Here is a 19,740-nt window from a genome sequence, read left to right as displayed (position 1 = left end):
ATATGCGTTTTAGCTTTTTATAAAAGATTAATTTTAAACTTTTCCTAAAGTATAAAGTTGTGTCATTGTTGGAGTTGGGCTTCCGCCGGCTGGCTCTAAAGTAATTCCAAATGCTTCTGCAGAATCGGTTTGATTTACAGCGAAAATTTTCTGAGAATTTCCTTCAAAATTATCCAATAAACCAATGCTTGTTGGCGTAAGAACAGGACTTAACTTTAAAGACCAAACCTGATAAACCATTCCTTTTGGAGGAGATGGTAAACCTGCCGCATCAATATAAGTGGTTTTAGTCTGCTTATTCCAATATACTTTTGCAAAAGAAGTTGGCGAAACAGCCTGACCGCCAAGAGTTACACCAGTATTTTTAATATCTCTAACAATACTCAAGTTTTTCTCGGTTTGCTTATTCTGTTGATCTAAAAAGGCATATTCACGCTGAATTTTGTTCTTTTCATTTCCAACAGTAGAAATCGCTTCTTTTGTTTTTGTCAATTCTAAAGTCTGATATCCTAAACCTAAAAGCAATAACACTGCCGCAGCCCAGCCTACATATTGCGACCAGTTTGATGCTGGTTTCATGTCAACTACTTTTCCGTGTTTAAGTTCCAGACGAGCTTTAATTTTTTCGAAATTCTCTACAGAATGGAAAGGAGAGAAGCTAGAAGAAAGCGCAATGACAGCCTTTTCTATCGAGATAATTTCCTGATCCATTTCTGGGTTCTTTTTTGCCATTTCGGCAATTTCGAGATTTTCTTTTTCACTTAATAGACCGTAAACATACAGCTCTAAAATTCCTGATTCTATATATTCTTGTGCTTCCATTATATCTTCAAATAATTACGTAAATCGTTAATACAGTTTCTGTTTTGTGTTTTGATAGTTCCCAGTGGCAGTGCCAATTCTTCTGAAGCTTCTTGCTGGGTATATCCTTTAAAGAACAATAAATTAATTATTTCGATACATTTTGGTTTTAGTTTTTTTACAAATTCCTGAATTCCAATTGCATCAAGTTTATGACTCAATTTATTGCTCTCGTCTAAGAGATTTACGAAATTATCTGATGAAAGGTTTTTTTGGCTGTTGTTGTAGTCTTTAGAACGAAGCTTATCTATCGAGGTATTCCTGGCTATATTTAAGATCCAAGTATAAAATCGGCCTTTGCCTTCATTGTAGGTGTCGATGTTTTTCCAGATTTTGACAAAAACATCTTGAAGCACGTCTTCTGCTTCTTCTCGATTTTTGATTAACACATGAATGACAGAAAACAGACTTTTTGAGTACATGTCGTACAAATGCGTAAAAGCTTTTTCGTCTTTTTTGTAAATTAAAACTAGCAGTTCTTCTTGACTCATAGATTTGGATTTTTAAGTTTAAACATTAAAAGTTAAGATGTTATTCGCTAACTGTTATAAAGATAATTTATTTTTTTCTGATATTTTTTATTTTTTTTAATAGCCAAAACCCTAAGAAAATAAAGGGTTTTAAAAAAAAGTGCATTTTTTTTCACTTTTTTTAAAACCAAAAACAATCCTATTACGTAAATGTATTTTATAAGGTCAGAATGATCTTATAGAAAGCCAAAAGTAAATTAGAAAATCTAGAAAGCTGTTGTTATAAAATTATTATAGAGAATATGGATAGCAAAATAATAATGAAAATATTAATAGTTGGATTAACAACAGTTTTGACATTGATCGTTTTTACTGAAAAGGATTTTTTAAAAGACATTTTGCCAAATAACAGTAATAATGCTGGGCAAATGCTGAGATAATAAAGAGAAAACAAAAGATATTGAATAGTTGATGCACTCGGACTTCCAGACCGAAGATTTTTTTAATATGTCTTTCGGATATTTTAGGATTTAAATTTACATCAATACAAGCCAGTTAAAGATTTTTTGAAAGCCATTTGACATATTGGGGGGAAAGAAATTTTCGAACACAACCGAGTCATCAACTATAATTTATAAAAGATTGCATAATAATTAATTCATGGTTTGATTTGTTTGTATGGGGGGAAGCCTAACGTCTGATTAACGTTAGGCTTCATTTTTTATTTAACTTTTGATTGGCAAAAATTAAAGCCTTAAAATAGTTTTTGTAAAATGGATTTTAGCTAATTTTATAAAAAATTATACGATGAAAAAAATACTATTTATACTATTTGGAGCTACAGTTTTGTCTGCGACAGGATTAAATGCTCAAACCAGTACAAACAAATTATCTAAAAAAGATAAAACCATGGCAAAAGAAACAATTTATCAATTTAAGGTTGAAGATTTATCAGGAGACACTTTTGACTTTGCTTCTTTAAAAGGCAAAAAAATCATGATTGTCAACACTGCTTCAAAATGCGGTTTAACACCTCAGTATAAAGATTTAGAAGCGGTTTATAAAGAATATAAAGATAAAGGTTTTGTAATTGTTGGTTTTCCAGCAAACAACTTTGCATCACAAGAACCAGGAACAAATAAAGAAATTGAAACGTTCTGCCAACAGAATTACGGAGTTTCTTTTCCGATGATGAGCAAGGTTTCAGTAAAAGGAAGTGATATGTGCGAAGTATATAAGTTCTTGACCGAAAAATCTAGAAATGGCTTGCAAGATTCTGAAGTAGAGTGGAATTTTCAAAAATACTTAATCAATGAAAAAGGTGAATTGGTTAAAGTAATTAAACCAAAAACTTTAGTTACGGAACCAGAAGTAATTAATTGGATTAAAAGCTAAAAAACATTAAAAAAGCCCAAATTTGAAGATGCAAATTTGGGCTTTTTTTTGTTCTAAAGTTTCAAAGGTACAGAGTTATAAATACTTTGCGAACTTTGCGTAATTCATCGCGTCCTTTGCGGTTAAACTAAAATAAGTTGCATAAAAACCAAATCGAGCCAGTGATCAAATTTGTATCCAACTTCACGAATTGTGCCTGTAGCAACAAATCCGAATTTTTCATGAAAAGCAATACTTCCTGCATTATCGGCATCAATTGCACCAATCATAACATGATAACCTTGTTCTTTTGCTAAACGAATTAATTCTGTCAAAAGTTTTGAGCCAATTCCTTTTCCTATAATGTTATCAACAACATATACAGAATGCTCAATAGTATATTGATAGCCAATTTTTTCTCTAAACTGTCCGTAACTTCCAAAACCAACCACTTCGCCATCTAGATCGGCTACAATTACAGGAAGGTTCTTAGCTGTTTTATCTTCAAACCATTTGGTTTGAACTTCTAAAGTTTGAATTTCGTAACTGTAATTAGCAGTTGTATGCAAAATAGAATGGTTTACAATTTCTAAAATCTTTTGTAAATCGTTTGGTGTTGCAGGTCTTAATATAATGCTCATTGGTAATTATTATAGTTTATTTGGTGTTGAGTTCAACTAACAAGACGTCTACTTCTTTTGAATTCCAGTCCATTTCTTTGGCTATAGCTTTGGCATTTTTGGCGTATTCTAAAGCTTTTTTCTTGTTTTTTAATTTATTGTAAAGTTTGGCCTCAAGTAAATTTCCGTCATAAGAATCATTTAATTCTAGAGAACGATCTACCCAAGAGATAGCTTTTTTTAAACTTTCTGCGTCTTTAATATGCTTAAAATAAGTGTTTCCGATGTCTTTTAAGAAACTAGCATCATTCCAAACCAATTTCTGAGTATCTTCAAGAGTTACTTTTTTATAAAAATCCCATTTCTCGGTTCTTTCTGCCAGTGTCAAATCATATTTAAAAACTAAAGAATCTGTCTTTTGCAATCGAATTGATTTTGCAACTTCTCTTTGTTTATAGTAGTTTACAGTATCTAAATTGTCAACCAAAGGCCGAAGTAATTCATTTACAATACTTTCAATTTTACGATCAACACGACTTTGAGAAGCTACCGCGGCAAAATCTTTCTGATGATTTAAAACATATTGAAATTCTCGAGATTTAATATCAGTAACACCATTTGCAATAACACGCCAGTTTAACTCACTAACTAATTGTTTATCAGATTGTGTGTTCAAATAAATATGCGTTGGTGTTGACAACTCCGTTCTATCTTTTCCTTTTCTCAAAGTATTTAAATAATAAAAGAACTTATCTGAATTGCTAGGATCGGCAAGAAATTGTTTTTCTAAATGAGGCAATTGCATCTTGGGATTTAAAGCATTATTAAGCTCGTTAAGAAATTCTGGTTTCTTTAATTCGCCCTTTAAAGCATAAATTAAAGTTTCGTTACTATCGATAAATAAAAACGTAGGAAGCGATTTGGTGTTGAATTTCTCTTTTAAAGCAATTCCTTCTTCTTTTTCAATGTTTTTGTAAGTGCAGACAAAATTCTTATTCAAAAAATCTATTACAGCAGGATCACTCAAAACTTCTGTTTTCATTAAATTGCAATGTGGGCACCAATCGGCATAAAGCATTACAAAAAGAGGTTTTCCTTCTTTTTTAGCACTTTCTAAGGCCGTTTTATATGGAACATCAACAGGAACAAATTGATTCTGAGAAGTAATGGTTTGAAAAGTAATAGATAAAAATAGTATAAATAAGAAACGCATATTAAGTCTGGCTTTTATTAATTATTCGATTTTACAAATATATTCCCTTTTTTGAGAAACAGCCTTAATATATTCCTAATTATAATATAAATCAAGTGCGAAGTTTGTAACTTTGTAAGCAAGATGAAGAAAAATTATATCAGGATTTTTCTTTAAAAAAATAGTAATACACGACCGGAATGATTTACCCCAAAATAGCGCTAGCACAAAGCATTATCGAAATTTTATCTGCCAAAGGCATTGTTAATATTATAATTTCTCCAGGATCTAGAAACGCACCGTTAACTATTGGTTTTGCTCAAAATCCAAATTTTACCTGTTACAGTATTGCAGACGAGCGATGTGCTGCTTTTTTTGCATTAGGAATTGCCCAGCAAACCAAACAGCCAACAGCAGTTGTCTGTACTTCAGGATCAGCTTTATTAAATTATTATCCGGCTATTGCAGAAGCATTTTACAGTCAGATTCCCTTGATTGTTATTTCTGCTGATCGTCCGCAGAGCAAAATTGATATCGGAGATGGACAAACCATTCGTCAGGAAAATGTTTTTGCCAATCATTCTGTTTTCAATGCCAATTTAACAGAAGAAGCATCAGAAGAAAATGATTTAAAGATCAATCTAGCTATTGAAACAGCTATTCTTAAAAAAGGCCCAGTTCATATCAATGCGCCTTTTGAAGAGCCTTTATATGAAACTACAGAAGAGCTTTCTGTAAAGCCAAAAATCACAAATCTTGAGTTTGAAAATTTTTCAAAAATTATAGAAAACAGCAACGAGTTTGTTTCAGTTTGGAATAATACAAAGCGAAAATTAGTTTTAGTTGGAGTAAATGAAGCCAATAGCATAGATCAAGAAATTATCGAAAATCTAGCTTCAGATCCTTCAGTTGTTGTACTTACAGAAACTACTTCAAATCTTCATCATGAGAGTTTTATCAATTCAATAGATACTTTAATTACACCTTTTGATGATTTTGATTTTAAACAATTTAATCCAGAAGTTTTAGTGACTTTTGGTGGAATGGTTGTCTCAAAAAGAATTAAAGGTTTTTTAAGAAAATATAAACCAAAACATCATTGGCATATTGATACTTTACGTGCTTATGATACATTTGGCGCTTTGACAGAACATTTTGAAATGCAACCAAATGATTTCTTTAAAGATCTATTTTCAAAAACAGTATTTGTAAAGAGCAATTATTTCAAAAACATTGATACTGTTTATAAAGCAAGATTAGAGAGAAGAAAGGAGTACTTAAGTAAAATTGAGTTTTCAGATTTTAAAGCTTTCGAAAAAGTTATACAATCGTTACCTAAAAACAGTTTGCTGCAAATTAGCAATAGTTCTGCCATTCGTTATGCGCAATTAATTGATATTGATGATTCTATTGAAGTTTTCTGTAACAGAGGAACGAGTGGAATTGACGGAAGTACATCTACAGCAGTGGGCGCTGCGCTTGGAAACGAAAAACAAACTGTTTTTGTTACTGGAGATATTGGCTTTTTGTATGATAGCAATGCGCTCTGGAATTCTTACATCCCGAAAAACTTCAAAATTATTTTAATTAATAATGCAGGAGGTGGAATTTTTAGGATTTTACCTGGACATCAGGAAAAACCTGTTTTCAATACTTATTTTGAGACGTCACATAGCTTGACTGCCGAACATCTAGCAAAAATGTACAGATTGAATTACTTTGCGGCTCAAGATGTTCAGTCATTAGAAAATGGAATAGAATCTTTGTATAATTCTAATGATGTTCCATGCATTTTGGAAATATTTACTCCAACATTTGAAAATGATAAAATCTTAAAAGAGTATTTTAAATTTTTATATTGAATTTGAAAGAAAATATATGTTAAATATTTCTGTTGATTGCTTTTTTAGCTATAACTTTGGTGATATTCACCAAATATTTTATAGTTATGAGTACGAGAGAAGATTTAATTAAAAAGTACACAACAGATTTAAAAGAAAAATGTGGCATTACAGCTAATTCTGATTTGTTGACGAAAGTTACAATTGCCTGTGGTCCTTCAATTTATAATGACGATGCTTCTACAGTAGCTTCATCACAACAATCAGAGTTGGATACAGTAAAAAATAGCTTTTTAATCAAGAAATTAGGTTTAAAAGATGGTCCAGAACTAGATAAAGGAATTGATGCCGTTATGGAAAAATATGGAAAATCAAATAAGCACAAGTATAGAGCGGTAGTATATTATTTGCTGACTCTGCACTTTAAAAAAGAAAGCGTGTTTAAGTAATTAAATTTCGCACATCGCAAAATCCCTTTATAACCCAATTCTATAAAGGGATTTTTTAATTTTTACCTACAGTATAAGTTTTGTTAAATTAATTTCATAGTACCGCTTCAAACTTCGTACCTTTGCGGCTCAGAAACTTAGCAGTTGTACTGCTTAGAAATACATTAAAATGCTAGAAATAGGAAAATACAATACCCTAACTATATTACGTGATACCAAAGTAGGTTTGTTTTTAGGTGATCCTGAAAATGATCCTGATGGAATTCACGATGTTTTACTTCCAAATAAATATGTTCCAAAAGTATTTGAAATTGGTGAAGAATTAATCGTTTTTGTTTACTTAGATCACGAACAGCGACCAGTTGCAACAACTTTAGTTCCGTATATCTTATTAAATGAATTTGCTCTTTTGAGAGTAAATTACATTAATAATGTTGGTGCTTTTATGGATTGGGGAATGGAAAAAGATATTTTGGTTCCATTTAAAGAACAGGCGCGTCCGATGGAAAAAGGAAAACGTTATTTGGTTTATCTATATATGGACAAACAAACTAATCGTTTGGTAGCTTCCAGCAAAACCAATCAATTTTTGAACAATGACCAGTTAACGGTAGAAAAAGGAGAAGAAGTTGATTTGATCGTTTCGCATATTACCGATATGGGTATCAATGTTATCATTAACGAGCGCCACAAAGGACTTCTGTATAAAGACGAAGTTTATGATGATTCGATAAGAACCGGAAATAGAATGCGTGGCTATATTAAAAGCATTCGTCCTGATAACAAAATAGATGTTGCGCTTCAGCCTCAAGGTGTTGAGAGTATAGAACCAAATGCCGAAAAAATATTAAGCGAACTAAGAGCAAGTAGAGGCTTTCTTAGATTAAACGATAATTCTCATCCAGAAGATATTAAAACTGTTTTGAAAATGAGTAAAAAATCATTCAAAAAAGCAATCGGATCTTTATACAAAGAAAAACTGATTGAAATTAAAGAAGATGGAATATATCTTGTAAAAGAATAAAAATTGAGAAATTCCAATATGGAAATTCCAATAGATAATTGAAATCTATAATTTGACTTTAGCCTTTTGGAATTTGGAGTTTAAAATATTGAAATTTATTTTGCGCTAGCAAAATTATTATAACACAAAAGGCTGCTCATTACAAGCAGCCTTTCGCTTTTTATTCAGTTTTAAAAAAAATTGTAATTAAAAAAAAACAGAAATAAAATAATTCGAATCCATCTCAGAACAATAGCTTTACGAATTTTAGAAATCGTCCCATTGACGGTATGTCTTTTAAATAATCAATGCACCTATCTTAAAAGCAAAAAAGAGAATTTCACGGCTCATCCATTGGTTTTATAATATAACTTTTAGAAAGTTGTGAATTAGTACTTTTTTCCTCTTTTCGTTATCATTTCTATACTAATTAATAGACAATTCTAACATTTAACCTTAGGTGTTACTTTTTTCTTTTTGAAGTTTCGACAAACACATAAATCATTTGCTCTTTTAATTGAGGTTTGTTACTTAAAACCCTAAAAAAATGAGCGACAAATTTTTTAAATTTTCTCAAAAAAATCATTTTTTAGGTTAATAAATCAGTGAAAGAAAATCAATCTAAAATCTTTGAAATAGTTTGTATCTCATTGATTTCTAGGGTGTAAAATTAATTATTATTTTTCTAAACTAATGTTAAAAAATGTTATTTTTTGTAGGTAAATACCAATTGTTAACATTAGAAGTCAATTTAGTAAAGACTTAAGACTGATTGAGTAGGTAAAGTAGTAAAAATGATTTATTTTTACCGTATAATTATTTTAAACAAAAAATCAAAATGGATTGGATTACAGCCAGAGAATTTGAGGATATAACTTATAAAAAATGCAATGGAGTAGCGAGAATAGCTTTTAACAGACCAAATGTTAGAAATGCATTCCGTCCAAAAACTACTTCAGAATTATACCAAGCTTTTTACGATGCACAAGAAGATACTTCAATAGGAGTTGTTTTACTTTCTGCTGAGGGACCTTCAACAAAAGATGGAGTTTACTCTTTCTGTAGCGGTGGAGATCAGAATGCACGCGGACATCAAGGATATGTTGGAGATGACGGACAGCACCGTTTGAATATTCTGGAAGTGCAGCGTTTAATTCGTTTTATGCCTAAAGTTGTTATTGCAGTAGTTCCAGGATGGGCTGTAGGTGGCGGACATAGTTTGCACGTAGTTTGCGATATGACGCTAGCAAGTAAAGAACATGCTATTTTTAAACAAACAGATGCTGATGTAACTAGTTTTGATGGCGGTTACGGATCGGCATATTTAGCTAAAATGGTTGGTCAGAAAAAAGCTCGTGAAATTTTCTTTTTAGGTAGAAATTATTCTGCTCAAGAAGCTTTTGAAATGGGAATGGTAAATGCTGTAATTCCGCATGATGAGTTAGAAGCTACTGCTTATGAGTGGGGACAAGAAATTCTTCAAAAATCGCCAACTTCTATAAAAATGCTGAAATTTGCAATGAACTTAACAGATGACGGAATGGTTGGACAGCAAGTTTTTGCAGGAGAAGCCACTCGTTTAGCTTACATGACCGAAGAAGCTAAAGAAGGTAGAAATGCTTTCTTAGAGAAAAGAAAACCAAACTTCGGCGAAAATAAGTGGTTACCATAAATAAGTTATAAAATAGTTTCAAGCATCAGGTTTCAAGTTAAGAACCTGAAACTTGAAACCTGAAACTAAAAAAACAAAACAAATAATGAAACATTGGATTGAAGCCGCAAGATTGCGCACATTACCTTTATCAGTTTCCGGAATTATAGTTGGAAGTATTTACGCTTTATCAAATCCAACAGAAACTATTAACACTCCAACAGAAGTATTTAGCTGGAAAGTTTTTGGTTTTGCTCTATTGACAACACTAGGATTACAGGTTTTATCCAATTTTGCAAATGACTATGGCGATGGAGTAAAAGGTACTGACAATGCTGATCGAGTGGGGCCACAACGTGCTATTCAGAGCGGTGTAATTACACCTCAAGCAATGAAAAAAGCCATTATTATTACTTCGTTTTTGACTTTATTATCTGCAATTATATTGATTTATTTTGCATTCGGAAAAGACAATTTTGGGTATTCAATCTTTTTTCTATTGTTAGGAATCGCAGCTATTATTTCTGCAATTCGCTACACAGTTGGTAATTCTGCCTACGGATATAGAGGTTTTGGAGATTTATTTGTTTTCATTTTCTTCGGATTAGTGAGTACTTTGGGCGTAAACTTTTTATATGCAAAAGAAGTAGAACCGCTTTTAATTCTTCCAGCTGTTGCAATCGGATTATTGAGTGTTGGGGTTTTAAATCTTAACAATATGCGCGATCAGGAATCTGATAAAAAATCGGGTAAAAACACTATTGTAGTGCAAATTGGAGCTCAAAAAGCTAAAAATTACCACTTCTTCTTGATTATTACAGCAATGGTTTTAGTGGTTGTATTTGCTATTTTAAGCGATTATAACTTTGACCAATACTTGTTTTTATTGGCATATATCCCGTTGACCAAACATTTAATCACGGTTTACAAAAATCAAGATCCAAAATTATTAGATCCAGAATTAAAAAAACTGGCATTAAGTACATTCTTACTTTCTATATTACTTACAGTATGTATGATTTCTTTGATTTCAGACATTATTGTAAACCTCTTTTTAGGAGGAAGATAAAACAATGTTTAACTTAAAAAGTGACAAAATGAAAATTACATACTACGGACACGCTTCATTAGGAATTGAAGTAGGAGGAAAACACATTATTGTGGATCCATTTATTACCGGAAATCCACAAGCTGCTACAATCAATCTGAGCACTATCAAAGCAGATTATATTTTACTGACGCATGCACACGCTGATCACGTTTTGGATGTTGAAGCTATTGCAAAAAATACAAATGCAGTTATTGTTTCTAATGCAGAAATTGCAAGCCATTATGCTAAAAAAGGATTCAATTCGCATCCAATGAATCACGGAGGAAGCTGGAAATTTGATTTCGGAAAAGTAAAATATGTAAATGCAATTCACTCAAGCAGTTTTCCTGACGGTTCTTACGGAGGGAATCCTGGAGGTTTTGTAATTGAAGGCGAACATAAAAATATCTATATCGCTGGAGATACTGCTTTGACTTACGATATGAAATTGATTCCACTTCGCACAAAACTAGATTTAGTTATTCTTCCGATCGGAAATAACTTTACAATGGATGTTGAAGATGCTATTATTGCTTCAGATTTTGTAGAATGCGACAAAGTTTTAGGATACCACTATGATACTTTTGGTTATATCGAAATCAATCATGAAGAAGCAATTCGCAAATTTTTCGATAAAGGAAAAGATTTAATGCTTTTACCTATAGGAGATTCGATCGAATTATAAGAAGCTAATCCCGCTTTCGGCTATATCTTTTTAAGGCAAAGAAAAATTGCCTTAAAAAGGATACCGCCTCTATCGGGGCTAGGGCACTCAATTCCATAAGAAAGTTATTTGGCATAATCTATGTTAATTGAATTAAAGTTTTTTAAAGTAAAAATCATTTTAATCTGTGAAATCTGTGGCAATTAAAGCATCATCACAAAATACAACTTTCAAACAAATCCTTTTATTACTATTTATCGCAACTTCATATAACGCTTTTGCACAAAAAGATGGTTATTGGGACAAAGAACGTGCAACAACCAAAGAAATTATGGTTCCTGCACGCGATAGAATTTCTATACCAACAGAAGATTTACCAGTTGGAACTACAGAAATTGTATACAGAATCACACTTTTAGATAAAAACCAAGAAATGGCCAATAGCTTGGTTTCGGTATTAAAAGCCATTCCAGATCCTACAGGTATAAGCCAAGGCTCTGCGGGTGCGGTTTTCTTAATGTCAAAAATTTCTGGAGAAGATAAATGCACCTATTCGATTTTTACATCTAATGAAAATGCTAAAAAATATATTGCAGATGGTAAAATTGACAATGCCTGTTATTCTCAAGCAGAACCTGTAAGTAAAGATGCTAAACGATTATCTGTAAACAGATCTTCTTGCTTAAAAGAAAATATTAGCACCATTTGGTTTGGCTTTGAAAGCAAAAACTGGTTGTTGAGCCAGAAAGTGGTTTTAGAAGTAGTGCCTTGGGTAGACACAAAACTAAATCGCGGTTGGAATCAAGACAACAAAAACGAAATTATAAGCTTGTGCAAAACTTCTACAATGGCACAAAAAATGGCAAATTCAGATGATTTTTGCGTTTGTATTTTAAATAAAATTATGAAGCAGTATCGCTATGATGAGTTTCAGAAATTATTAGCTGTAGAAAAAACTAAAGTCTATAAAGATTTTGGAAACAGCTGTTATCAAGATGCTGATATATCTAAAAACGTATTCAACGATTTAAGAATTCAGGTAGCTTCTTTGATAAAGACGCAAAAATATAACGAAGCAATTCCAAAATTGAATACCATTGTAAGCGAAGGAAAAGCAACAGCTGTAGATTACAGTTATTTAGGCTATTGTTATATTTTGACCAAACAATATGCAAAAGCTTTAAAAGTACTGCAAGAAGGCGAGAAACTTGATGATACAGAATTATTAATCAAATTAAACTTAGCACATGCTTATTTAGTAAGTGATGACTACAGTGCAGCCAAAACAATTTACAAAAAATATCAGACTCAAAACGTAACCGATAGTTTAAGCTGGATTGTTAAAACAAAACTTGATTTTCAGGCTTTTGAAAAAGCAGGTCTGCCTTCAAAAGACTTTGAGAAAATCTTAAAATTATATAACTGAGAAATTTAGTTGTTTTTTAAACTTAACATCTCAGTAACTTAGAATCTTAGCATCTTAAAAAATGAAAGCATCCTATAATAAGTATTTACTAGAATTTAAGCGTCCATCTGGAACTTCTAGAGGAATTATGACCGAAAAAGAAACTTGGTTTATAATACTGGAAGAAAATGGCAAAAAAGGAATCGGTGAATGTGGAATATTACGTGGATTAAGTGCTGACGATCGTCCAGATTATGAAGAAAAATTAAAATGGGCTTGCGAAAATATCCATTTGGGAGAAAACGCATTATGGAATGCATTGCTAGAATTTCCTTCTATACAATTTGGATTAGAAATGGCTTTTTTATCTCTTAAAAGCGAAAATCCATATATTTTGTTTCCATCAGATTTTACCACTAATTTAAGTTCAATAGCTATAAACGGATTAGTCTGGATGGGGGAATCTGCTTTTATGAAACAGCAGATAGAAGATAAATTAGCCGATGGTTTTAACTGTATAAAGCTTAAAATTGGAGCAATCGATTTCAATAAAGAATTGGAGTTATTGCAATTTATTAGAAGTCATTTTTCACCGGAAGAAATAGAAATTAGAGTAGATGCTAATGGTGCTTTTTCTTCAACAGAAGCTTTAGATAAATTAAATCAATTGAATAAATTTCAGCTTCATAGCATAGAACAGCCAGTTAAGAAAGGACAGGTTGCAGAAATGACTCAGTTGTGCAAACAGACACCATTTCCGATTGCTTTAGACGAAGAGCTTATTGGCATATTTTCATTAGAAGAAAAAGAAAAATTGCTGCAAGAAATAAAACCGCAATATATTATTTTAAAGCCAAGTTTTATTGGAGGTTTTCGTGGTACGCAAGAATGGATCACTTTGGCAGAAAAGTATGATATAGGCTGGTGGATTACTTCTGCATTAGAGAGCAATATAGGATTGAACGCCATCGCACAATGGACATTTACCTTGAATTCAGATATGCCTCAAGGTTTAGGAACTGGAGCTTTATATACTAATAATATAGATTGCCCTCTTGAAGTAAAAAAAGGCCAACTTTGGTATAATATTTCTAAGAATTGGTCAAATTTCTAAGATTTTTTTATGACATCTTAAAGTTTGTTAGATCTCAACTTTTGTTTTTTGATACTTAGAATCTTAGCACCTTAGAATCTTAACACCTTAGAAACTTAGTGTCTTCTTTTTACTCTTTTCCTCCCAGCAAACTATCTTGCCAATCTTTCAATTCTTTCCACTTTCCTTGATAAGCCATTAGTGCTTGTTTTGCCCAAGTGCTTGGATTATGCATAGCATAATTTTCTCCACCAGCATCCAAAATTGACTGTAGCTTTTCGGTAGAAGTTTGAGACAGATTTTGCCAAGTTTTTATTCCTGCTTCAACAAATAAAGATTCTATTTTAGGGCCAATTCCTTCTACTATTTTGAGATCATTTTCTTTTATCTTTTTACCTAAAGCATTTTCTGCCAATCCTGGTTCAAAAGGAATTACGACTGGAGCAGTTGCTTTAGTTTTTACAGCAAGATCAGCTTCAAGTTTTAAGATTCTTGCATTCAAATTTCTCGTATGAGCTTTGCAAACATCTAAATCGGCTTGAAGAGCAGTTGCTAGAGAATTATCATTTTTAGAATTAATTTTTCCTAGTATGTAACCTAAAATCCCACAGATTACACCTAGTGCTATTGGTATTACAACATAAGGTACATTCATGATTTTTATATTTTAGAATTAAAATTACAGTCGATTTCATGTTATGACAGAAATCATTTCCACTCATAACCAGCTGTTTAATGAGGTGTTAGGTTCTATCAAAATTACTCAAAATACTAATTGCAACATGTTAACAATCAGTTATATTGAAGTTTTTTATTTCTAGTTTGATAGAATAAATTAACTTTTTTTCATTTTTTAGAAGCTCAAAGGCTAGATTAAAATGAGTAACTTGCATAAAAAATAATCTGCATTTAAGATGATCGAAATAGAAAGAAAGTTTCTAGTAAAATCTGATGATTTTAAGAAACAAGCTTTTGCTCAAAATGATATTGCTCAGGGCTATTTGAGTTCTGCACCTGAGCGCACAGTTAGGGTCAGAATAAAAGGACATAAAGGCTTTATAACCATAAAAGGAATAAGCAATACAGCTGGAATGTCTCGTTTTGAGTGGGAAAATGAGATTCCGTTAGACGAAGCTCAAGAGTTACTAAAATTGTGCGAAAAGGGTAAAATTGAAAAAACACGTTACGAAATAAAATCTGGCAAGCATGTGTTTGAAGTTGATGAATTTTATGGCGAAAATGATGGCCTAATAATGGCTGAAATAGAATTGAACTCTGAAGACGAAACTTTTGAAAAACCTGAATGGCTTGGCGAAGAAGTAACAAACGATGAAAGATATTATAATGCTTATTTAAGCAAAAATCCATATAAAGATTGGCAAAAATAAAATGGCAGAATCAAAATACGACCTTATTATTGTGGGAGGAGGACCAATTGGCCTGGCTTGCGCAATAGAAGCTGAAAAGAAAAAATTAAATTATTTAATCATTGAAAAAGGAGCGATCGTTAATAGCATTTTTAATTATCCGTTATATATGACCTTTTTCTCTACTGCAGAAAGATTAGAAATTGGTGAGATTCCGTTTAATTGTCTTGCACCAAAACCTGGACGGCAGGAAGCTTTAGAATACTACAGAAATATTCATCGTTACTTTAAATTCAATATTAAGTTGTTTGAAAGAGTTCTCGATGTTCAAAAGGAAAATACCATTTTCAAAATTAAAACAGATAAGCAGAATTACGAAGCTACGAATGTTATAATAGCAACCGGTTTTTATGATATTCCGATTGAAATGAATGTTTTAGGTGAAAGTTTGCCAAAAGTTCGTCATTACTATAAAGAAGCACACGAATATGCTTTTAGAAAAGTTTTGGTAGTTGGAGCCAATAATTCTTCTGTAGACGCAGCTTTAGAATGTTGGAGAAAAGGAGCAGAGGTTACAATGGTAATTCGTAAAAACGAAATTAATAGCCGTGTAAAATATTGGGTAAAACCAGATATTGAAAATAGAATAGAAGAAGGAAGCATTAAAGCTTTTTTTCAATCGAATATTACTGAAATCCGAGAAGATAAAGTAGAAATTGAGACTCTAAACGGAAAAGTTACAATTGAAAATGATTTCGTTTTAGCTTTAACAGGTTACAAACCAGATTTGACTTTTCTAGAAAAAATGGGAATTCAGCTTTCTGATGATGAATTGAAAATTCCTGTTTACAATCCAGAAACGATGGAAACTAATGTAGAAGGTTTATTTCTTGCAGGAGTAGTTTGCGGTGGAATGCAGACGCATAAATGGTTTATTGAAAACTCGAGAGTTCATGCTAGTTTAATTTTAAATTATATAGTTTCGTTAAATAAATAGCTCTTGATTTATAATATGGGTATTGAAATACAGGGATATTGATCATTTAGCTATTATTTTATAGTTATTACAGTTCTTCTGTTTAAAACTCTTTCATAAACGGATGCATTATTACCAATTGGTTCATTAGAACCTTTCGATTCTGTTACAATTCGCGAAGCTTCAATACCATTTTTAATTAAATAGTTTTTAGAGAACTCAGCACGTTTTTGCGCCAGAATTATATTAGATTCTTTATTGCCGACATTATCAGCGTGCCCTACAATTAAAACGGATGCATCTTTTACATTCGCCATGTAAAGTTTAATATCTTTAAATTTTTCTTTATCGGTTCTGGTAGAAATAACTGTTCCGACATCTTCAAATGTTTTCGTGACAACCAGACTTGATTTGTTTGTCTCAAAATACTGGGTTAAAGGTTCATTCTTGATCTTCCGTTTTATTAAAATCAAATCATTATTTAGTGAAGGATCTTTTTCACGTTGTTCGAAATTAAATCTCACCGGCCCATAAACATTATAGGAAAAAGTTCGCCAATCATTGCTTATTTCCCCTTTGGCTTCTAATTGTAAAGTTGATAAGCCTTTGGAAATAAAATATTCTTTAACCTCCTGAGCTCTTGCTAAACCAAGATTTTCAAATTCTGGCGTGTTAACTTCGTTAGCAGTGAGGAATCCAGTTATGACAAGTTTCTTATTTGGATTTGAAATAAAGAATTTTTTAAGTTTTTCAATGCCGATATTTATAGAGTCATCTATTGGAAAAATTAAATCACCTTTATTTATGTAAAAATTAAAATTAGTGTTGGTATGAAATTCAAAATTCGATTCTTTAATAGTAAAGAAATTTGGATCTGGCACTATGGTGGTATTATTTAATTGTTTTTTTAAATTACAATTGTGACAAAACTTTGAATACAATAAACTGCCTAAAACAATTGTGAGCAATATGCCTAAAATATAGAATATTTTTCTTGCCATAAATATGAGTTTAAGATGACTACTAATTTATAAAGCAATGAATTATTGAATTGCTACATATAGCTATTTTTATGTTAAAATACGCTTTTTATACATTTTATTTTAAGTCCTAATAATTTCCAGAACTTAAAATAGAACTGCGGCATTAGGAGTAATGCAGACGCATAAATGGTTTATTGAAAACTCAAGAATCCATGCTAGCATGATTGTAGATTATATTGCTACGAAATAAAAAGTTTGCCACAGATTAAAAGGATTTTTAAGATTAATCATTTAAATCTTTTTAATCTGTGGCAAATAAATTTAAGAACTACAAGACAGCATAGAACAGCCAACCTTAGTTCTAGCCCAATCTGGGCGTTTTGCAAACCATTTTTCAAATTCTGGTTGTTCATCGTACGGATTTTTCAAAAGCTGAAATAATTCATCAACCAAAGAATAATCCTCTTTATCTGCAGCATCAATTGCTAATTGTGCCATGTAATTTCTCAGAACATATTTTGGATTAACCTGATTCATTTTTAAAATTCTTTCTTCATCAGAAAGCAATTCAGAGTTTAATCTCTTTAAATAAACTGCAAACCATTTTTGCCAAGCATCGAGTACATTTCCTTTTATCTCTTCTGGAATATAAAATGCATATTCTACTTTTTCGAAGGCTTGTTCTACAGAATCATCTTTTTTAATCTTACTAAGATTTCTAAAAAAGATGGTCATGTCAGTTTCTGACAATTGTAAAATTTCTTCTAAACCTTTAATTATTTTATCATCAGCTTCACTTGAAGTAAATAGACCTAATTTACTTAAGAACATTTCTTTATATTCAGACTCAAATTCAATTATAAATGAATCCAAAATTTTTTCTAAAGGAGCGGCTTCATTAATTAGCGGATAAAGCGCATTGGCTAATTGAAACAAATTCCATTGTGCAACTTGCGGCTGATTTCCGAAACGATATCTTCTATTTTGTCTGTCTGTTGTATTTGGAGTCCAATCTGGATCATAGTTTTCCAACCATCCGTAGGGACCATAATCAATCGTAATTCCATGAACTGACATATTATCAGTATTCATTACTCCATGAACAAATCCGACACGTTGCCAATGCAGAATCATTTCGCGAGTTGTATCGGCAACTTTCTGAAAGAATTGTAAATATTGTTCTTTTGGTTCTCCTTTTATTTCAGGAAAATAGTGTTGAATTGTGTATTCAACAAAGTGTTTCAAGTTTTTTAGCTCATTTCTAGCTGTTAACATTTCGAAACTTCCAAAACGAATAAATGAAGGGGCAACACGACAAACGATTGCACCTTTTTCATATGCAGGATTTCCGTTATATAAAACATCTCTTAACACCTGATCTCCAGAAAGAACAAGCGAAAGCGATCGAGTAGTTGGAACACCCAAATGATACATTGCTTCGGCACATAAATACTCTCTTATAGAAGAGCGTAAAACTGCCAAACCATCTGCAGTTCTTGAATACGGAGTTTTTCCAGCACCTTTTAGTTGCAATGTATAAAACTGATTATTGTTTTCAACTTCAGTTAAATTGATTGCGCGACCGTCGCCCAATTGTCCTGCCCAGTTTCCAAATTGATGACCAGCGTAACACATTGCATAAGGTTTTGATTCTGGAAGAATTTCTTTTCCAGAAAATATATTTAGAAATTCTTCTGAGTGAATTTCATCTTTAGAAATCCCAACTAATTCTACAACTTCTTCAGATGCATGAATCAATTTTGGATTTGAAGGCTTTACTGGATTTACATACGAAAACAGTGTGTTTTTAACCTGACGAACTTCGTTTGTCAAATCTGGATCTGCTGGTAGTTCGGCAGTAAATCGATTATTTATTCTAAGATTTTTCATTTTGTTTTCTTTCTATATGCCACAGATTACACAGATTTTTTTGTTTGCCACGAATTACACAAATTTCCACTAATTTTAGGTTTAGTTAGAATAACATTCGTGAGAATTCGTGTAATTCGTGGCAAATAGAGAATAAATAAATTTTTTTCAATCGATATAATCTGTGGCAAACTTAAATTTAGCCGATTAACATATCAGCGTACATTTTTTTAAGTTTTTGAATTTTTGGATCAATTACAACTTGACAGTATCCAGCTTCTTGATTTTCATTATAATAATTTTGATGATAATCTTCAGCTTCATAAAAAACTTCAAAAGGTTTTAATTGCGTTACAATTGGATCGCCATATGCAGGTTGTACTTCTTCAAATACTTTTTCTGCAATCTCTTTCTGTTCATCATTATGATATAGAATGATAGAACGATATTGCGTTCCACTGTCTCCGCCTTGACGGTTTAAAGTTGTTGGATCATGACTTGTCATGAATACAAAAATTAAGTCATGATATGAAATTATGTCAGGATTAAAAGTCACTTGTATTACTTCGGCGTGTCCGGTTCTTCCTGTACATACTTCACGATAAGCAGGATTCTTTATAAATCCGTCTGAATAACCCGATTTCATTGATTCTACACCTTTTAAACGCTGAATTACAGCTTCTATACACCAAAAACATCCGCCACCAAAGGTAGCTATAGATAAATTTCCCATAAATAATACTTTCTTTAAAGTTTAATGCCTATTAATTCGATAGGATATTATGATAATTTATTAAAAAAAAGTTGTTTTAACTAAAAATACCAAACGGTA

The 19,740-nt window shown here is 31.8% G+C and carries 19 protein-coding genes; 11 read left to right on the top strand and 8 right to left on the bottom strand.

Annotated features, from left to right (window positions below; genetic code table 11):
* Positions 1-33 precede the first annotated feature (33 nt).
* The gene (locus tag AC1Q5Z_RS06595; protein ID WP_343586880.1) at positions 34-822 is read right to left on the bottom strand and encodes an anti-sigma factor; all 789 of its coding nucleotides are present in this window, start codon (positions 820-822) and stop codon (positions 34-36) included.
* Complete coding sequence (locus tag AC1Q5Z_RS06590) at positions 822-1,352, bottom strand: RNA polymerase sigma factor (RefSeq protein WP_198855590.1); 531 nt, start codon at positions 1,350-1,352, stop codon at positions 822-824. The genes AC1Q5Z_RS06595 and AC1Q5Z_RS06590 overlap by 1 nt, the downstream gene beginning before the upstream one ends.
* 786 nt (positions 1,353-2,138) lie before the next feature.
* Between AC1Q5Z_RS06590 and AC1Q5Z_RS06585 the strand changes: the two genes are divergently transcribed.
* Positions 2,139-2,726 (top strand): glutathione peroxidase, encoded by a 588-nt coding sequence (locus tag AC1Q5Z_RS06585; RefSeq protein WP_488755429.1) that lies wholly within the window; start codon positions 2,139-2,141, stop codon positions 2,724-2,726.
* Between the two features lie 122 nt (positions 2,727-2,848).
* On the opposite strand, the gene AC1Q5Z_RS06580 is transcribed toward AC1Q5Z_RS06585, so the two are convergent.
* Positions 2,849-3,346: a GNAT family N-acetyltransferase gene (locus tag AC1Q5Z_RS06580; RefSeq protein ID WP_198855592.1), complete on the bottom strand. Its 498-nt coding sequence runs from the start codon at positions 3,344-3,346 to the stop codon at positions 2,849-2,851.
* Positions 3,347-3,362: 16 nt separating this feature from the next.
* Positions 3,363-4,538: a thioredoxin family protein gene (locus tag AC1Q5Z_RS06575; protein WP_492444093.1), complete on the bottom strand. Its 1,176-nt coding sequence runs from the start codon at positions 4,536-4,538 to the stop codon at positions 3,363-3,365.
* 179 nt (positions 4,539-4,717) lie between these two features.
* Between AC1Q5Z_RS06575 and menD the strand changes: the two genes are divergently transcribed.
* The 8 genes from menD (at position 4,718) to AC1Q5Z_RS06535 (ending at position 13,734) form a co-directional block, all read left to right on the top strand.
* On the top strand, positions 4,718-6,379 hold the full coding sequence (menD, locus tag AC1Q5Z_RS06570) for a 2-succinyl-5-enolpyruvyl-6-hydroxy-3-cyclohexene-1-carboxylic-acid synthase (protein WP_343586872.1): 1,662 nt from the start codon (positions 4,718-4,720) through the stop codon (positions 6,377-6,379).
* A gap of 86 nt (positions 6,380-6,465) precedes the next feature.
* Positions 6,466-6,807 (top strand): DUF2853 family protein, encoded by a 342-nt coding sequence (locus AC1Q5Z_RS06565; protein ID WP_492444092.1) that lies wholly within the window; start codon positions 6,466-6,468, stop codon positions 6,805-6,807.
* Between the two features lie 169 nt (positions 6,808-6,976).
* Positions 6,977-7,831, top strand: coding sequence for a CvfB family protein (locus tag AC1Q5Z_RS06560; RefSeq protein ID WP_492444091.1), 855 nt, complete (start codon positions 6,977-6,979; stop codon positions 7,829-7,831).
* Between the two features lie 817 nt (positions 7,832-8,648).
* The gene (locus AC1Q5Z_RS06555; RefSeq protein ID WP_492444090.1) at positions 8,649-9,482 is read left to right on the top strand and encodes a 1,4-dihydroxy-2-naphthoyl-CoA synthase; all 834 of its coding nucleotides are present in this window, start codon (positions 8,649-8,651) and stop codon (positions 9,480-9,482) included.
* An 85-nt stretch (positions 9,483-9,567) separates the two neighbouring features.
* Entirely contained in the window at positions 9,568-10,530 is a 963-nt protein-coding gene (menA, locus tag AC1Q5Z_RS06550; protein WP_286968586.1) for a 1,4-dihydroxy-2-naphthoate octaprenyltransferase, read from the top strand.
* A 28-nt stretch (positions 10,531-10,558) separates the two neighbouring features.
* Positions 10,559-11,236, top strand: coding sequence for a metal-dependent hydrolase (locus AC1Q5Z_RS06545; protein WP_488755426.1), 678 nt, complete (start codon positions 10,559-10,561; stop codon positions 11,234-11,236).
* Between the two features lie 166 nt (positions 11,237-11,402).
* Positions 11,403-12,641 (top strand): tetratricopeptide repeat protein, encoded by a 1,239-nt coding sequence (locus AC1Q5Z_RS06540; RefSeq protein ID WP_492444089.1) that lies wholly within the window; start codon positions 11,403-11,405, stop codon positions 12,639-12,641.
* A 61-nt stretch (positions 12,642-12,702) separates the two neighbouring features.
* Complete coding sequence (locus tag AC1Q5Z_RS06535; protein ID WP_492444088.1) at positions 12,703-13,734, top strand: o-succinylbenzoate synthase; 1,032 nt, start codon at positions 12,703-12,705, stop codon at positions 13,732-13,734.
* Between the two features lie 109 nt (positions 13,735-13,843).
* Here AC1Q5Z_RS06535 and AC1Q5Z_RS06530 read toward each other — a convergent pair whose 3' ends face one another.
* Positions 13,844-14,368 (bottom strand): hypothetical protein, encoded by a 525-nt coding sequence (locus tag AC1Q5Z_RS06530; protein ID WP_343586860.1) that lies wholly within the window; start codon positions 14,366-14,368, stop codon positions 13,844-13,846.
* Between the two features lie 259 nt (positions 14,369-14,627).
* Here AC1Q5Z_RS06530 and AC1Q5Z_RS06525 point away from each other — a divergent pair, with 259 nt between their 5' ends.
* The gene (locus tag AC1Q5Z_RS06525) at positions 14,628-15,101 is read left to right on the top strand and encodes a CYTH domain-containing protein (protein ID WP_492444087.1); all 474 of its coding nucleotides are present in this window, start codon (positions 14,628-14,630) and stop codon (positions 15,099-15,101) included.
* Between the two features lies 1 nt (position 15,102).
* Positions 15,103-16,077, top strand: coding sequence for a YpdA family putative bacillithiol disulfide reductase (locus AC1Q5Z_RS06520; protein ID WP_492444086.1), 975 nt, complete (start codon positions 15,103-15,105; stop codon positions 16,075-16,077).
* A gap of 53 nt (positions 16,078-16,130) precedes the next feature.
* Here the strand turns inward: AC1Q5Z_RS06520 and AC1Q5Z_RS06515 are convergent, their stop codons facing one another.
* The 3 genes from AC1Q5Z_RS06515 to msrA form a co-directional block, all read right to left on the bottom strand.
* On the bottom strand, positions 16,131-17,057 hold the full coding sequence (locus AC1Q5Z_RS06515) for an OmpA family protein (protein WP_492444085.1): 927 nt from the start codon (positions 17,055-17,057) through the stop codon (positions 16,131-16,133).
* 303 nt (positions 17,058-17,360) lie between these two features.
* Positions 17,361-18,929: a protein adenylyltransferase SelO gene (locus AC1Q5Z_RS06510; RefSeq protein WP_492444084.1), complete on the bottom strand. Its 1,569-nt coding sequence runs from the start codon at positions 18,927-18,929 to the stop codon at positions 17,361-17,363.
* Between the two features lie 178 nt (positions 18,930-19,107).
* Complete coding sequence (gene msrA, locus AC1Q5Z_RS06505; RefSeq protein WP_492444083.1) at positions 19,108-19,641, bottom strand: peptide-methionine (S)-S-oxide reductase MsrA; 534 nt, start codon at positions 19,639-19,641, stop codon at positions 19,108-19,110.
* Between the last annotated feature and the right edge of the window lie 99 nt (positions 19,642-19,740).

This window comes from Flavobacterium sp. GW823-FHT06G12 (genome assembly GCF_058794775.1).
This window is presented reverse-complemented; position numbering and strand designations above follow the sequence as displayed.

Coding starts and splice junctions, on each gene's coding strand:
- msrA (WP_492444083.1), bottom strand. CDS start 19,641: ATGGGAAATTTATCTATAGCTACCTTTGGTGGCGGATGTTTTTGGTGT.
- AC1Q5Z_RS06510 (WP_492444084.1), bottom strand. CDS start 18,929: ATGAAAAATCTTAGAATAAATAATCGATTTACTGCCGAACTACCAGCA.
- AC1Q5Z_RS06560 (WP_492444091.1), top strand. CDS start 6,977: ATGCTAGAAATAGGAAAATACAATACCCTAACTATATTACGTGATACC.
- AC1Q5Z_RS06555 (WP_492444090.1), top strand. CDS start 8,649: ATGGATTGGATTACAGCCAGAGAATTTGAGGATATAACTTATAAAAAA.
- AC1Q5Z_RS06515 (WP_492444085.1), bottom strand. CDS start 17,057: ATGGCAAGAAAAATATTCTATATTTTAGGCATATTGCTCACAATTGTT.
- AC1Q5Z_RS06595 (WP_343586880.1), bottom strand. CDS start 822: ATGGAAGCACAAGAATATATAGAATCAGGAATTTTAGAGCTGTATGTT.
- AC1Q5Z_RS06520 (WP_492444086.1), top strand. CDS start 15,103: ATGGCAGAATCAAAATACGACCTTATTATTGTGGGAGGAGGACCAATT.
- AC1Q5Z_RS06525 (WP_492444087.1), top strand. CDS start 14,628: ATGATCGAAATAGAAAGAAAGTTTCTAGTAAAATCTGATGATTTTAAG.
- AC1Q5Z_RS06585 (WP_488755429.1), top strand. CDS start 2,139: ATGAAAAAAATACTATTTATACTATTTGGAGCTACAGTTTTGTCTGCG.
- AC1Q5Z_RS06565 (WP_492444092.1), top strand. CDS start 6,466: ATGAGTACGAGAGAAGATTTAATTAAAAAGTACACAACAGATTTAAAA.
- AC1Q5Z_RS06535 (WP_492444088.1), top strand. CDS start 12,703: ATGAAAGCATCCTATAATAAGTATTTACTAGAATTTAAGCGTCCATCT.
- AC1Q5Z_RS06530 (WP_343586860.1), bottom strand. CDS start 14,368: ATGAATGTACCTTATGTTGTAATACCAATAGCACTAGGTGTAATCTGT.
- menD (WP_343586872.1), top strand. CDS start 4,718: ATGATTTACCCCAAAATAGCGCTAGCACAAAGCATTATCGAAATTTTA.
- AC1Q5Z_RS06545 (WP_488755426.1), top strand. CDS start 10,559: ATGAAAATTACATACTACGGACACGCTTCATTAGGAATTGAAGTAGGA.
- menA (WP_286968586.1), top strand. CDS start 9,568: ATGAAACATTGGATTGAAGCCGCAAGATTGCGCACATTACCTTTATCA.
- AC1Q5Z_RS06590 (WP_198855590.1), bottom strand. CDS start 1,352: ATGAGTCAAGAAGAACTGCTAGTTTTAATTTACAAAAAAGACGAAAAA.
- AC1Q5Z_RS06580 (WP_198855592.1), bottom strand. CDS start 3,346: ATGAGCATTATATTAAGACCTGCAACACCAAACGATTTACAAAAGATT.
- AC1Q5Z_RS06575 (WP_492444093.1), bottom strand. CDS start 4,538: ATGCGTTTCTTATTTATACTATTTTTATCTATTACTTTTCAAACCATT.